The organism is Methylobacterium sp. 142-1Y (assembly GCF_057747795.1).
The window spans coordinates 1,220,085-1,233,274 of sequence record NZ_CM173224.1; the positions used below are offsets into that span (position 1 = coordinate 1,220,085).

Annotated in this window: 13 protein-coding genes; 4 read left to right on the forward strand and 9 right to left on the reverse strand. The window is 69.7% G+C overall.

All coding sequences use genetic code 11. The annotated features are described in order from the left end of the window. Positions 1-6 precede the first annotated feature (6 nt). Positions 7-501 carry a VOC family protein gene (locus tag AC3AOF_RS05750; RefSeq protein ID WP_236991683.1) on the forward strand — a complete coding sequence of 165 codons (495 nt, stop codon included), beginning with the start codon at positions 7-9 and terminating at the stop codon, positions 499-501. A gap of 74 nt (positions 502-575) precedes the next feature. On the opposite strand, the gene AC3AOF_RS05755 is transcribed toward AC3AOF_RS05750, so the two are convergent. Beyond that, positions 576-854, reverse strand: a complete 279-nt coding sequence (locus AC3AOF_RS05755) for a DUF3297 family protein (protein ID WP_236991682.1) — start codon at positions 852-854, stop codon at positions 576-578. Positions 855-1,222: 368 nt separating this feature from the next. On the opposite strand from AC3AOF_RS05755, the gene AC3AOF_RS05760 reads away from it, so the two are divergent. Next, on the forward strand, positions 1,223-1,561 hold the full coding sequence (locus AC3AOF_RS05760) for a hypothetical protein (protein ID WP_236991681.1): 339 nt from the start codon (positions 1,223-1,225) through the stop codon (positions 1,559-1,561). Positions 1,562-2,051: 490 nt separating this feature from the next. On the opposite strand, the gene AC3AOF_RS05765 is transcribed toward AC3AOF_RS05760, so the two are convergent. From AC3AOF_RS05765 to AC3AOF_RS05795, 7 genes are all read right to left on the reverse strand, one after another. Further along, a complete protein-coding gene (locus tag AC3AOF_RS05765) occupies positions 2,052-3,293 on the reverse strand; it encodes an NAD(P)/FAD-dependent oxidoreductase (protein WP_488347923.1) in 1,242 nt (413 codons plus the stop codon). A 6-nt stretch (positions 3,294-3,299) separates the two neighbouring features. Beyond that, positions 3,300-4,196: a dihydrodipicolinate synthase family protein gene (locus AC3AOF_RS05770; RefSeq protein WP_236991679.1), complete on the reverse strand. Its 897-nt coding sequence runs from the start codon at positions 4,194-4,196 to the stop codon at positions 3,300-3,302. A gap of 34 nt (positions 4,197-4,230) precedes the next feature. Then, a complete protein-coding gene (locus tag AC3AOF_RS05775; protein WP_488347924.1) occupies positions 4,231-5,217 on the reverse strand; it encodes a branched-chain amino acid ABC transporter permease in 987 nt (328 codons plus the stop codon). 1 nt (position 5,218) lies between these two features. Further along, positions 5,219-6,124, reverse strand: coding sequence for a branched-chain amino acid ABC transporter permease (locus tag AC3AOF_RS05780; protein ID WP_236991677.1), 906 nt, complete (start codon positions 6,122-6,124; stop codon positions 5,219-5,221). A 360-nt stretch (positions 6,125-6,484) separates the two neighbouring features. Then, on the reverse strand, positions 6,485-7,705 hold the full coding sequence (locus AC3AOF_RS05785; RefSeq protein WP_488347925.1) for an ABC transporter substrate-binding protein: 1,221 nt from the start codon (positions 7,703-7,705) through the stop codon (positions 6,485-6,487). Between the two features lie 266 nt (positions 7,706-7,971). Next, positions 7,972-8,676, reverse strand: coding sequence for an ABC transporter ATP-binding protein (locus tag AC3AOF_RS05790; protein WP_488347926.1), 705 nt, complete (start codon positions 8,674-8,676; stop codon positions 7,972-7,974). After that, a complete protein-coding gene (locus AC3AOF_RS05795) occupies positions 8,669-9,421 on the reverse strand; it encodes an ABC transporter ATP-binding protein (protein WP_488347927.1) in 753 nt (250 codons plus the stop codon). Before AC3AOF_RS05795 ends, AC3AOF_RS05790 begins: the two co-directional genes overlap by 8 nt. Positions 9,422-9,598: 177 nt before the next feature. On the opposite strand from AC3AOF_RS05795, the gene AC3AOF_RS05800 reads away from it, so the two are divergent. Next, entirely contained in the window at positions 9,599-10,612 is a 1,014-nt protein-coding gene (locus AC3AOF_RS05800) for an NAD-dependent epimerase/dehydratase family protein (protein WP_488347928.1), read from the forward strand. 42 nt (positions 10,613-10,654) lie between these two features. Next, entirely contained in the window at positions 10,655-11,923 is a 1,269-nt protein-coding gene (locus AC3AOF_RS05805) for a TetR/AcrR family transcriptional regulator (protein ID WP_236991672.1), read from the forward strand. A gap of 1 nt (position 11,924) precedes the next feature. On the opposite strand, the gene pepT is transcribed toward AC3AOF_RS05805, so the two are convergent. Next, positions 11,925-13,160: a peptidase T gene (pepT, locus tag AC3AOF_RS05810; RefSeq protein ID WP_488347929.1), complete on the reverse strand. Its 1,236-nt coding sequence runs from the start codon at positions 13,158-13,160 to the stop codon at positions 11,925-11,927. Between the last annotated feature and the right edge of the window lie 30 nt (positions 13,161-13,190).

Genomic DNA, 13,190 nt, shown 5'->3' on the forward strand with positions numbered 1-13,190 from the left:
TGGAGCATGACCGGACCGATCGACCCGCGCACCCGCATCGGGCACGTCCACCTGCGGGTGGCCGACCTCGACCGGGCCCTCGGCTTCTATTGCGGGGTGCTCGGCTTCACGCTGATGCAGCGCTACGGCACCCAGGCGGCCTTCGTGTCGGCGGGAGGCTACCACCACCATATCGGGCTCAACACCTGGGACAGCGCCGGCGGCTTGCCCCCGCCGGCCGGCAGCACCGGACTCTACCACGTGGCGATCCTCTACCCGACCCGGGCGGCCCTCGCCGACGCCCTCGCGCGGCTCGACGCCGCCGGCATCCCGCTCACCGGCGCCAGCGACCACGGCGTCAGCGAGGCGCTCTACCTCGACGATCCGGACCGCAACGGGGTGGAACTGTACCGCGACCGGCCCGAGGGCGAGTGGCCGCGGGACGCGGCGGGGGGCCTGCAGATGGTCACCCGCCGCCTCGACCTCGCCTCCCTGCGGGAGGAGGCGACGCGAGCCCGCTGACGGCCCGCCCGGCATCGCGCGGCCGGGCGGGATCGGGCGCGAGGAGCCGGGGCGCCGGGTGTCCGCCCCGGCGGCTACTCGGCGTCGGCCGTGCCGGCCTCTTGAGTGCCGCCCTCTTGGGTGCGGAAATAGGGCTCGACCGGGCCCTTCAGCTTCACGGTCATCGGGTTGCCGAAGCGATCCTTGGCGTTGCCGGCGGCGAGCCGCACCCAGCCCTCGCTCACGCAATATTCCTCGACATTGGTCTTCTCGACGCCCTTGAAGCGGACGCCGACGCCGCGCTCGAGCAGGGCGGCATCGTGGAAGGGGCTGCGCGGATCGGTGCTGAGGCGGTCGGGCGGAGTATCGGTCATCGGTCTGGAGCCTTCGGGACTTGCTGCCTGTGGGAACGTGCCGGCGCCCCGATAGCCGCTCCGGGCGCCGCTGCCAATCCGCCTCCCGTCCCGGACGCAGTTTGGAATTTTCATAATTCATGTGATAGTATATGCCTCGGTTCGCAAAATAGAAAATCTCCAATATTTCAAACCAATCTTGCGCAGAGCGGTGATGTCCTGCATTCAGGGCGGGCCGAACCCCGGCACGATCCCGAGATGGAGGCCGCGATGGCGCGAGCGCTGATCCTGATTCACGGCTGTGCCGGCCTGATCCGGGAGGGATGGCCTCCGGTCGGCCTGCCCTGGGAGCGGCTGGTCGGCCTCTTCAGCGACGCGAGGAGCGCGCGATGACCCTGCACCATCACCAACGCCGGCTCGCCGAGGCCGAGGCGCAGACCGAGAGCCGGCGGCAGGCCGCCCTGGAACAGGCCCTGACGCTCGCCTTCTGGGACGCCCTGGAGCGCGGCCCGCTGCCGCCGATGGCGGCGCTCGAAGCCGCCGCCCGCACGGTCGGCACGCTCTACCGACAGATCGCCTCCCTGCACGGCCCGGCGCCCCGCTGCGGCTGCGGCTGGCAGCCGGAGCCCGACGAGGACCTGATCCGCCTCGAAGCGATGCTCGCCGCCGCCCTGATCGAGCGGCCGCGGCCGAGTCTCGCCGACCTGCCGGTGGCGGGGCGGGCGTGAGGAGTTGTCGCGCACTGATTCTTCAGGAGCCATCCTCAACCCACGACCTCATCCTGAGGTGTCATACGCTTTCCGATTGATCGCTTCGCGATGCGGAAAGCGGCTTCGCTCAGGCGCCGCGCGGGCTGATGATACGAAATCCGGAAGTGATCTTCCGGATTTCGTATCAGTCCATCGTCGATGGACTGACCTCGAAGGAGGGCTCCAGATGCCACTGAGATTCCTGGAGCCCTCCTTCGAGGTCAGTCGATTTTCAATCGGCTAACACCTCAGGACGAGGTTAGAGAATAGGATGATTTCGCCTGCCTCAAGCTTGAGTAGAAAATTCTGCTCAAACAGGCTGTCAGGTGTTTCAAAATAAAGCAGGATGGTCTCCGAATTACCTTGCACCATCCGCGGTTCTGGATTCCGAGCTCCGCTTCGCGGCCCTGGAACGACCAGGAGGGTGTCGATTCCGTCGAGAGAAGCCATCGGGCTCTCAACGATCCCCTCACCCGAACCGCCCCGCCCGCAACGCCTCGACCGCCACGGCCGGCGCCCGCCCCGCCAGCAGGTCCGCCACGATCCGCCCCGTCCCGGCGCTCTGCGTCAGGCCGAGATGGCCGTGGCCGAAGGCGTAGATCACGCGCGGGCTCGCCCGCGACGGGCCGATCACCGGCAGGCTGTCGGGAAGCGAGGGCCTGAACCCCATCCATTGCCGGCCGCCTGCGGTGTCGAGGCCCGGCAGGAAGGCGGCGGCCTTCGTCAGCATCGCGTCGGCGCGGGCGAAGTTGGGCGGGCGGTGGAGACCGCCGAACTCGACGGCGCCGCCGACCCGGATGCCGGTGGCGAGCGGCGTGACCACGAAGCCGTGGCCGCCGAAGGTGAGCTGGCGGCGCAACGGGAAGGCGCCGGGCGGCAACGTGGTGTTGTAGCCGCGCTCGGTGTCCAGCGGCACCCGGTCGCCGAGGCGGCGGGCGAGGTCCCGCGACCAGGCCCCAGTAGCGAGCACGCAGGCATCGGCCGTCAGCACCGTGCCGTCGGCGAAGGTCAGGCGCACGCCCTCCCCCGCGGGCGCGATGTCCCGCACCTCGCCCCTGGTGAGCGTGGCACCCCTCGCCATGGTGTCGGCGTGGAGCGCCAGGGCGAAACGGTGCGGATCGTCCACCGTCATCCAGTTCGGCGTGAAGGTGCCGGCGACGAAGCGGGGCGACAGGCCGGGCTGCAACTCCGCGAGGCGGTCAGCCCGGACATGCTCGAAGGCGATGCCCTCCCGCTCCCGCGCCGCCCAGCCGGGCCCGGCGGCGGCGAGTTCCGCCTCGCTCTCGTAGAGTTCGAGGTTGCCGTCGTGGCGAAGGCGCCCGGCGAGGCCGGCCGAATCCACCATCGCCGCCATGGCCTGCGCGGCGAGCCGCATCAGGCCGGACTGGACCCGCGTCGCGTGCCGGTGCCGATCGGGCAGGCTGGCGCGCCAGAAGCGCAGCAGCCAGGGCGCGATCCGCGGCAGGTAGGCCGGCGGCAAGGCCAGCGGCCCGAGGGGATCGAGCATCCAGCGCGGCGCCTTGCGGAGGATCCCCGGCGAGGCGAGCGGCAGCACGTCGGTGAAGGCGAGCGCCCCGGCATTACCGAAGCTCGCCCCCTCGGCGATCCCGCCGCGCTCGATCAGCCGCACCCGCCAGCCCTCGGCCAGCAGGTGATGGGCGGTGGCGAGGCCGACGATGCCGGCCCCGACGATCGCGACCTCGCGGGTCATGAGCCCTTACGCCGCCAGCTTCAGGGAGGGGCGGCGCTCCAGAGCGGTGCGGATGATCGCCTCGACGGCGGCCCGGCGCTCGCCCGAGAGGGGCTTCCTCGGCATCCGGACGTGCTCGGTCGAGCCGATCGCCAGCGCCTCGGCGAGCTTGATGTTCTGGACCAGGAAGGTCGAGACGTCGAGGTCGAGGAGCGGGCGGAACCAGCGGTAGATCTCGAGCGCCTCGGCGGTGCGGCCGGCCTTCATCAGCCGGTAGATCGCCACGGTCTCGTCGGGGAAGGCGACGACGAGGCCCGCGACCCAGCCGACCGCGCCGACGCTCAGCGCCTCGAAGGCGAGGTTGTCGACGCCGGTCAGCACCGCGAAGCGGTCGCCGAAGTGGTTGATGATCTCGGTGGTGCGGCGGATGTCGTCGGAGGATTCCTTGATGGCGACGAAGTGCTTGTCGCCGGCCAGGCGCTCCATGATCCGGGGCGTCACGTCGACCCGGTAGGCGACGCGGTTGGAATAGATCATCACCGGCAGGTCGCCCGCCGCCGCAACGGCGCTCAGGGTCGCGACGGTCTCGTCCTCGTCGGTGTGGTAGATCGGGCTCGGCACCACCATCAGGCCCGACGCACCGGCCTTGGCGGCACGCGCGGCGAGCGCGCAGGCCTCGCGGGTGCCGGCCTCCGAGACGGTCATCAGCACCGGATGGGGACCGGCGACCGACAGGGCGGTCTTCAGCACCTCGAGTCGCTCGTCGGGCGACAGCATCGGGCCCTCGCCGAGCGAGCCGCAGACGATCAGGCCGTCGCAGCCGGCCTGCATCTGGAGGGCGAAGCAGCGCTCCATCTCGGCATGGTCGAGGCTGCCCTCGGCGGTGAACTTGGTGGTGACGGCGGGAATGACGCCTGTCCACATGGTCGTATCTCCTTGAAAGATTGAGGTGAAGGAATCAGGCCGCCTCGGCGACCGGGGACGACCGGGGGCTCGGCGGCGCGGTCCGGGCGGCCCGGCGGTGGCGCCAGTGCAGCCACTCGCCGACGACGCCGCGGCGGAAGAACGAGACGCAGAGGATGAAGATCAGGCCGATCACCACCGTGACGAGGTCGCCGATGGTGGCGAGGTAGTTCTGCAACCCGACCACCAGGGCGGCGCCGACGAGCGGCCCGACCAGGGTGCCGACGCCGCCGAGCAGGGTCATCAGCACCACCTCGGTCGAGGTGTGGAGCGACACGTCGTTGAGCGAGACGAGGCCGAAGACCAGGGCCTTGAGGGCGCCGGCATAGCCCGCGACCGCCGCCGAGAGCACGAAGGCGAGGAGCTGGAACCGGGAGGCGTCGTAGCCGAGCGACACTGCCCGCGCCTCGTTGTCGCGCACCGCCTGGAGGATCTGGCCGAAGGGCGAATGCACCACCCGGTGGATGAACAGGAAGCCGGCGACGAAGAGCGCGAGCGCCACGTAGTACATCGCCGTGTCGCTGGAGAGGTCGACGAGGCCGAGAAGCGTGCCCCGCGGGATGCCTTGCAAGCCGTCCTCGCCGCCGGTCCAGCGGAACTGGACCGCCAGGAAGTAGACGATCTGCGACAAAGCGAGCGTGATCATCGCGAAGTAGATGCCGCGCCGCCGGATCGCCAGGCCGCCGATGGCGAACCCGACGAGCACCGCCGCGGCCACTCCCGCCGCGAAGGACACCGGCACCCCGAGCGGATGGGCGCCGAGCCGGATCATCAGCGCGCCCGTCACGTAGCCGGCGGTGCCGAGGAAGGCGGCGTGGGCGAAGGAGACGAGGCCGGTGAAGCCGAGCAAGAGGTTGAACGCGCAGGCGAACAGCCCGTAGGCCATCACCTTCATGACGAAGATCGGGTAGATCAGCCCCGGCACCAGCGGCACCACCAGCAGCAGGGCCACGAGGCCGGCAAACAGGTGTCTGGAGTTCATCTCACGCCTCCCGCCCGAACAGGCCGGCCGGGCGCAGGAGCAGCGCCAGGGCCATGATGACGAAGACCACCACGGTCGAGGCCTCCGGATAGACCACCTTGGTCAAGCCTTCGATCAGCCCGAGGCCGAGCCCGGTCAGCATGGCGCCGAGGATCGAGCCGAGGCCGCCGATCACCACCACGGCGAAGACGATGTTGAGCAGGCTCCCGCCCATCAGCGGGGTGATCTGCATGATGGGAGCCGCCAGCACCCCGGCGATGCCGGCGAGCGCCACCCCGAAGCCGTAGGTGAGCGTGATCATCACCGGCACGTTGATGCCGAAGGCCTGGAGCAGGCGCGGATTCTCGGTGCCGGCGCGAAGATAGGCGCCGAGCTTGGTGCGCTCGAACAGGTACCAGGTGGCCAGGCAGATCAGCAGCGAGGCGACGACCACGAAGACCCGGTACTTGGGCAGCAGCATGAAGCCGACATCGACCGGACCTTGAAGAATCTCCGGCGGCTCGTAGCCCTGGCCCGACACGCCGAAGACGTAGCGAAAGCCGCCCTCCATCACCAAGGCCACCCCGAAGGTGAGGAGCAGGCCGTAGAGGTGATCGAGGTGGTAGAGCCGGCGCAGCAGGGTCCGCTCGATCGCCATGCCGAACACTGCGACGAGGGCGGGCGCCAGGACCAAAGCGAGCCAGAAATTCACCTGGAGGTCCGGCTGGCCGAGCCAGGGCCCTCCTTGAGTCAGCCCGATCCAGGCCAGGAACGCCGCCATCATGAACTGGGCGCCGTGGGTGAAGTTGATGATGTTCAAGAGGCCGAAGATGATCGCCAGCCCCATGCTCAGCATGGCGTAGAAGCAGCCGCCGATGAGCCCGATGGTGAGCTGGGCCATGAAGGCCTGGAGGGTGATGTCCGACATGGGGGCACCGGGGAGGATGAGGCGGGACGGTTCGGGTTTTCCCTCCCCCCTCTGAGCAGAGCTTTCAGGGGAAGAGAGAATGGCGCGGGTTTCCCCCTCTCCCCGCGGGCGGGGAGAGGGCCGTGTCGACGTTCAGGAGACACGGCAAGCGGAGGCGAAGCCGGAGCGAGGGTGAGGGGGTCTCGACGCGTGAGGCTCCTCCGGAACCACCCCCTCACCCTCGCGGCGAACCTGCGGTTCGCTGCTCCCTGAGCCCCTTCGGAGCTCAGGCCTCTCCCCGCCCGCGGGGAGAGGGGAAACCTGCGCCTCGTCTTTCCTCGGACGGCCCTGCGCAGAGGGGGGAGGGTTCAGAGTAGTGGCTCACCCCTTGGCGTTCAGCGGGCAGGCGTCGCTCGGCTTCGGGTAGACGTCGTCGCCCTTGAGCACCGCCTTGACGTGGTAGAAGTCCCAGTCGCGCTTCGATTCCGCCGGCTTCTTCACCTGGAGCAGCAGCAGGTCGTGCACCAGCGCCCCGTCGGCGCGCAGGTGACCGTTGCGGATCACCGCGTCGTCGATGGTCATGGCGCGCAGTTGCTTCATCACCGCCCCGGCCTCGTCGGTACCCGCCGCCTGAATCGCCTTCAGGTAGCTCAGGACGGCCGAGTAGATCGCGGCCTGCGAGGCGCTCGGCATCCGCTTCATCTTGGAAAAATATTTTTCCGCGAAGGCGCGCGAGCGGTCGTCGTAATCCCAGTAGAACGCTTCCGTGAGGTACATGTCCTGGGCCTTGGCGAGGCCGAGGCTCTTCACGTCGGTGATGTAGGTCAGCAGCGGCGCGATCACCTGCTTGTCGCTGCGGCCGATGCCGTATTCGGCGGCCTGCTTGACGGCGTTGACGGTGTCGCTGCCGGCATTGGCCAGCGCGATCACCTGGGCGCCGGTGCTCTGCGCCTTCAGCATGTAGGAGGAGAAATCGCCGCCCGGGAAGGGATGGCGCGAGACCCCTAGGACCTTGCCGCCCTCGGCCTCGACCACCGCGGCGGCGTCCTTCTCCAGGGAATGGCCGAAGGTGTAATCGGCGGTGACGAAGTACCAGCTCTTACGCCCCGCCTTCATCAAAGCCTTGGCGGTGCCGGCGGCGAGCGCGTAGGTGTTGACCATCCATTGCGCGCTCAAGGGCGAGCACTTGTCGGTGATCGCCGCCATGGCGACACCGGCCGAGAGCATCGTCACCCGGTTCTTCTGACGCGCGATCTCCATCACGGCGAGCGCCGTCGAGGAGGTCGGGAAGTCGGCGATCATGTCGACCTTGCCCTGGTCGAACCACTCGCGGGCGAGGTTCGCGGCGATGTCGGGCTTGTTCTGGTGGTCGGCGGCGACGAGCTCGACCGGGGCACCCAGCACCTTGCCCCCCATCTCGTCGATGGCGATCTGCGCCGCGACCGCCGAGCCGCGGCCGGTGAAGTCGGAATAGATTCCCGACAGGTCGTTGAGGATGCCGACCTTGACCACCCCGTCGCTGACCGCGTCGGCCGCGCGGGCGCCCGATGCCAGGGCGGCGAGCGACAGACCGAGGGCATAGCCGATGACACGCGACCGCATGATTTTTAGCCTCCTTGTGATCGCCTGAACGGCGCGCCTGCTGTCTCAGAGCATCTTTGACGTGATTGCCGATCCCACCTTCGACCTCATCCTGAGGTGTCAGTCGATCGAAGATCGACTGACCTCGAAGGAGGGCTCCAGTGAGCATGAAGACTTCTGGAGCCCTCCTTCGAGGCTCCTTTCAGTCGCACCTCAGGATGAGGTGGTGGATGGGATGAACCATTATGAGTTACTGACGCTGCAAAGAAAAAAGGGCACTGAGGACATCACACCCCCAGCAACCGCCCGACCTCCTCCTCCCGCGCTTCAACCTCGTGCGCCGCGATCTCCGCGGCGATGCGGCCGTGCTCGACGACGTAGTGGCGGTCGGCGAGGTGGCGGGCGAAGTGGAAGTTCTGCTCGACCAGCACGATGGTGAAGCCGCGGCTCTTCAGCATCGCCACGGCGCGGCCCAGAGCCTCGACGATGACCGGCGCCAGCCCCTCGGTGATCTCGTCGAGGAGCAGGATGCGGGCGCCGGTGGTGAGGATGCGGCCGAGCGCCAGCATCTGCTGTTCGCCGCCGGAGAGCCGGCCGCCATAGCTGTCGGCCCGCTCGGCGAGGTTGGGAAACAGCGCCAGCACCTCGTCGAGCGGCAGCCCGCCCTCGCCGAGGCGCGGGAGCAGGGTCAGGTTCTCGCGGGTGGTAAGCGTGCGGTAGACGCCGCGCTCCTCCGGGCAGTAGCCGACGCCGAGCCGCGCGATGCGGTGGGGCGGCAGCCGGATCGCCTCGGCGCCCCGCACCCGCACCGAGCCGGCGCGCCGGTCGGTGAGGCCGAGGATGGCGCGCAACGTCGTGGTGCGGCCGGCGCCGTTGCGGCCGATGAGCGTCACGCACTCGCCCTCGCGCACCGTGAGGTCGATGCCGTGGAGCACGTGGCTCTCGCCGTACCAGGCCTGGAGGCCGCGCGTCTCGAGGACGATCTCAGGCATGCCCGCCCCCGAGATAGGCCGCCTTCACCGCCGGATCGGCCGAGACGGCGGCGTAAGGCCCCTCCGCCAGGATCTCGCCCCGTTGCAGCACCGTGATGGTGTCGCAGAGATCGGCCACCACCGACATGTTGTGCTCCACCATCAGGATGGTGCGGCCCTTGGCGATGCGCCGGATCAGCCGCTTGATGCGGTCGACATCCTCGATCGCCATGCCCTGCGTCGGCTCGTCGAGGAGCAGGAACGGCGGATCGAGGGCGAGCGTCGTGGCGATCTCGAGGGTGCGCTTGCGGCCGTAGGACAGGTCGGCGGCGCGGGACTCCGCGGCTTCCGCCAGCCCGACCTCGGCGAGGAGCCGCATCGCCTCGTCGTCGAGCACCTGAAGCGAGCGGCCCGAGCGCCAGAACCGGTACTGCGTGCCGAGCCGGCGCTGGAGCGCCACCCGGACGTTGTCGCGCACCGAGAGGTTCGGGAAGATCGCCGAGATCTGGAACGAGCGTACCACCCCGCGCCGGGCGATCGCCGCCGAGGACTCGCGAGTGATGTCCTGGCCCTCGTAGAGGATCTGCCCGTCCGTCGGCACGTGGACCTTGGTGAGCAGGTTGAACACCGTCGTCTTGCCGGCGCCGTTCGGCCCGATCAGCGCGTGGATCGTGTGCCGCCGGACCTTGAGGTCGAGCCCCCGCACCGCCCGGAAGCCGCCGAACGCCTTGGTCAGCCCCCTGGTCTCGAGTGCGGTGTCGGGCACGGCGTGGTCCTCTGCGCGTCGTAATTCGTAGATTGTATAAAATATGCGATGAGGTCAAGCGACGCGTCGGCACGGGGGACGGGCGATCCGCGGCCTCGCCGGGCTGGCAACCGGTCCCACGTCGGTGTAACCGCGCCCTAGCGGGCGCTCTTGCCCTTACGCGCCCAGGGACCCGCCATGCGCTTCCTCGTGACAGGCACGGCCGGCTTCATCGGCTTCCACCTCGCCCGGCGCCTGCTGCAGGCCGGCCACGAGGTCGTGGGGGTCGACGGGCTGACCGACTACTACGACGTCGCCCTGAAGCGGGCGCGGCTGGCGCAGCTCGACGCGCTGCCGGGCTTCTCGGCGCACGAGTTCCTGCTGGAGGAGCCCGGCGCCTTCATGCGCCTGATGGGCGAGGCGCGCCCCGACGTGGTAGTGCATCTCGCCGCGCAGGCCGGGGTGCGCTACAGCCTGGAGCACCCGGAGGCCTACGTATCGGGCAACGTGGTCGGGACCTTCCAGGTGCTGGAGGGCTGCCGGGCGCATCCGGTGCGCCACCTGCTCTTCGCCTCGACCTCCTCGGCCTATGGCGGCAACCGGGATGTGCCGTTCCGCGAGACCGACCGGGCGGTCTGGCCGCTCACCATCTACGCCGCCTCGAAGATCGCCGGCGAGGCGATGGCGCATTCCTACGCTCATCTGTGGAAGATCCCGACGACCGCGTTCCGGTTCTTCACCGTCTACGGGCCGTGGGGCCGGCCCGACATGGCTTTGTTCCTGTTCACCCGGAAGATCCTGGCGGGGGAGCCGATCGAGGTCTACGACCACGGCCGCGCGGTTCGGGACTTCACCTATATCGACGACCTCGTCGAGAGCATCGCCCGGCTGATCGACGCGCCCCCTCCCCTGCCGGGCGCGAATCCCGTCTCGGCGGCCGATACGTTGAGCCCGGTCGCGCCCTACCGGATGGTCAATATCGGCGGCGGCCGGCCGGTGAGCGTGGCGGTGATGCTCGATGCCCTGGAGGCGGCCCTGGGGGCGCGCGCCGTGCGCCACCTGCGCGACCTGCCGCCCGGCGACGTCGAGCGGACGGAAGCGAGCACCGAGCTCCTGCGCGACCTCGTCGGCTACGTGCCGGCGACGCCGCTCTCTTCCGGCATTCCGGCCTTCGTCGCCTGGTACCGGGAGCATTACGGCACCGGGGCCTGACGAGGCCCGTGAAATCACCGGCTTGTCATGGAGGCCATGACAGTGCTCAATCCCCCCATGCCCCGCAGCCTCGATCCCGAGACCGTGCCCGCCCCCGAGGCGGCGCCGCGCCAGACCCGGCGCTACGCCCAGAAGCGCGACGCGATCCTCCACGCCGCCGCCGCCCTGATCAACGAGGCCGGGGTGAAGGGCACGACGCTGGCCGACGTCGCCCGCAGCGTCGGGCTGATGACGAACAGCGTCACCTACTATTACCGCCGCAAGGAGGACCTGGCGGCGGCCTGCTTCCTGCACACGATCGGGGTGCTCGACGGGCTGGTGGCGCAGGCGGAAGGCGCCCCCGACGGGCCGGCGCGGCTCGCTCGCCTCCTCGACCTCGCGGCCGCCCACCGGGCCGCGATGGCGATGGGCGAGGAGCCGGACATCGCCGTGCTCAACGACGTGCGGGCCCTGCCCGCCCCCCAGGCCGAGAGCGTGTTTGCCGCCTACAACGCGCTGTTTCGCCGCCTGCGCGGCCTGTTCGACGGGGACGGCCTCGACCGGCGGGACCGCAACGCCCGCACCCACCTGCTGCTCTCGGTGATCCACTCGACCCGGCTGTGGATCGGCCGCTACGAGCCGCGGGACTATGCCCGGGCCGGCGCCCGGATGACCGACCTGCTCACCCGCGGCATGGCGGCGGCAGGCTCCGAGTGGCGCCCGGCCCTGCTGCCCGAACAGGCGCCGCAGGAGGAGAGCGAGGTGTCGCCGGAGGCCTTCCTGCGCGCCGCCACCATCCTCATCAACCAGCAGGGCTATCGCGGCGCCTCGGTGGAGAAGATTTCGGGGCTCCTCAAGGTCACCAAGGGCTCGTTCTACCACCACAACGACAACAAGGACGACCTCGTCGCCAATTGCTTTTCCCGCAGCTTCGCGCAGATCCGGGCGGTGCAGGACGCGGCGGATGCGCGGGGCGGCAGCGGCTGGGACCGGATCTGCACCGCCTCGGCGACGCTGGTGCGCAGCCAGCTCGGCCCCGGCGGTCCCTTGCTGCGCGTCACCGCCTTCAGCGCCCTGCCGGAGGCCCTGCGCACCGAGACCCGGCGTACCATGAACCGCCTGACCGAGCGCTTCGGCTTCTGCCTCGTCGACGGCATGGCCGACGGCTCGGTGCGCCCGCTCGATGCCGGCATCGCGGCGCAACTCGTCTCCAGCATGGTCAACGCCGCCGCCGAGCTGCCGGCCTGGGTGCCGGGCGTGACGCCGGAGAATGCGGCCGACCTCTACGCCCGGCCGCTGTTCCTGGGGCTGTTCGCGCCGGCGGCGCGCTGACCTACCCCGCCGCCAGCAAACAGATCCGCCGCGTCACCCGCCACGAGGCCGCGAAGGCCGAGACCGGCAGGAACTCGAACCGCGAGTGGAAATTGTGCGCCCCGGTGAAGTAGTTCGGCGTCGGGAGCCCACGCGCCGAGAGGGCCGCGCCGTCGGTGCCGCCGCGCATCGGGATCTGCTTCGGGGTGATCCCCTCGGCTTTGAGCGCGGCGAACAGGAGGTCGACCGACCGGCGATCGTCGCCGAGGCTGTCGTGGATGTTGCCGTAGGTGTCGGTGATCCGGCAGTCCACCCGGCCGGTCGGGTAGAGGGCGGCGATCTCCTCCGTCACCGCGTGCAGGCGCGCCTTGCGGGCGGCGAAGTTCGTCTTGTCGAAGTCGCGGATCATCGCCTGGAGGCGGGCCTCGCCGGAATGGGCCTGGAGGCCGTTGAACCAGATATAGCCCTCGCGCCCCTCGGTGTTCTCCGGCGTCTCGGCCCGGTCGAACCGGCTGATGAAGTCGTGCGCCATCAGGAGCGGGTTCACCATCACGCCCTTGGCCGACATCGGATGCGCGGCCACACCGGTGAACACGATCTCGGCGCCGGCCGCGTTGAAGGTCTCGATCACCACCTCGCCGAGGCCGCAGGCATCGATCGTATAGGCGAAGTCGCAGGGAAACCGCGCGAGGTCGAGGGCCTTGGCGCCGCGCAGCCCGATCTCCTCGTCGGGCACGAAGGCCACCCAGATGTCGCCATGCGGGTCCTGCGGCGTCAGGGTCGTCAGCAGGGTCATCAGGACCGCGATCGCCGCCTTGTTGTCGGCCCCGAGCACGCTGGTGCCGTCGCCGACGATCACGTCCTCGCCTCGATAGGGCACGATCTCCGGATGCTCGGCGACGCGCAGCCAGATGTCCCGGTCGCGGTCGAGGCAGAGGTCGGCGCCGTCGAAAAGCAGCACCTGCGGGCGGATCTTAGGGGAGAGCCCGACATCGACGGTGTCGAGATGAGCAACGAAGCCGATCGGCGGCGCGCCGGGCCGGGTACCGGGTTTGCGGGCGGTCAGGATCGCGTGGTCGTCGAGCACCACATCGGTCAGGCTTAAGCCGCGCAGCTCATCCGCCAGCAATTCGGCCAGGGCGCGCTGGCCCGGCGTGCTCGGCAGGGTGGTGGCGCTGGCATCGCTCTGGCTCGCCACCGCGAGGTAGCGAAAAAACCGCTCGACCAGTTGCGCCCGCAGGGCCGTCTCGTCCGCCATGGCGTGTCGTTCCCTCAGAGCCTGCTCGCC

Bases quoted from the DNA above. Each gene is read 5' to 3' on its own strand.
- AC3AOF_RS05770 (WP_236991679.1), bottom strand. From the start codon at position 4,196: ATGTGGACAGGCGTCATTCCCGCCGTCACCACCAAGTTCACCGCCGAG.
- AC3AOF_RS05780 (WP_236991677.1), bottom strand. From the start codon at position 6,124: ATGTCGGACATCACCCTCCAGGCCTTCATGGCCCAGCTCACCATCGGG.
- AC3AOF_RS05750 (WP_236991683.1), top strand. From the start codon at position 7: ATGACCGGACCGATCGACCCGCGCACCCGCATCGGGCACGTCCACCTG.
- AC3AOF_RS05755 (WP_236991682.1), bottom strand. From the start codon at position 854: ATGACCGATACTCCGCCCGACCGCCTCAGCACCGATCCGCGCAGCCCC.
- AC3AOF_RS05765 (WP_488347923.1), bottom strand. From the start codon at position 3,293: ATGACCCGCGAGGTCGCGATCGTCGGGGCCGGCATCGTCGGCCTCGCC.
- AC3AOF_RS05790 (WP_488347926.1), bottom strand. From the start codon at position 8,676: ATGCCTGAGATCGTCCTCGAGACGCGCGGCCTCCAGGCCTGGTACGGC.
- AC3AOF_RS05760 (WP_236991681.1), top strand. From the start codon at position 1,223: ATGACCCTGCACCATCACCAACGCCGGCTCGCCGAGGCCGAGGCGCAG.
- pepT (WP_488347929.1), bottom strand. From the start codon at position 13,160: ATGGCGGACGAGACGGCCCTGCGGGCGCAACTGGTCGAGCGGTTTTTT.
- AC3AOF_RS05800 (WP_488347928.1), top strand. From the start codon at position 9,599: ATGCGCTTCCTCGTGACAGGCACGGCCGGCTTCATCGGCTTCCACCTC.
- AC3AOF_RS05775 (WP_488347924.1), bottom strand. From the start codon at position 5,217: ATGAACTCCAGACACCTGTTTGCCGGCCTCGTGGCCCTGCTGCTGGTG.
- AC3AOF_RS05785 (WP_488347925.1), bottom strand. From the start codon at position 7,705: ATGCGGTCGCGTGTCATCGGCTATGCCCTCGGTCTGTCGCTCGCCGCC.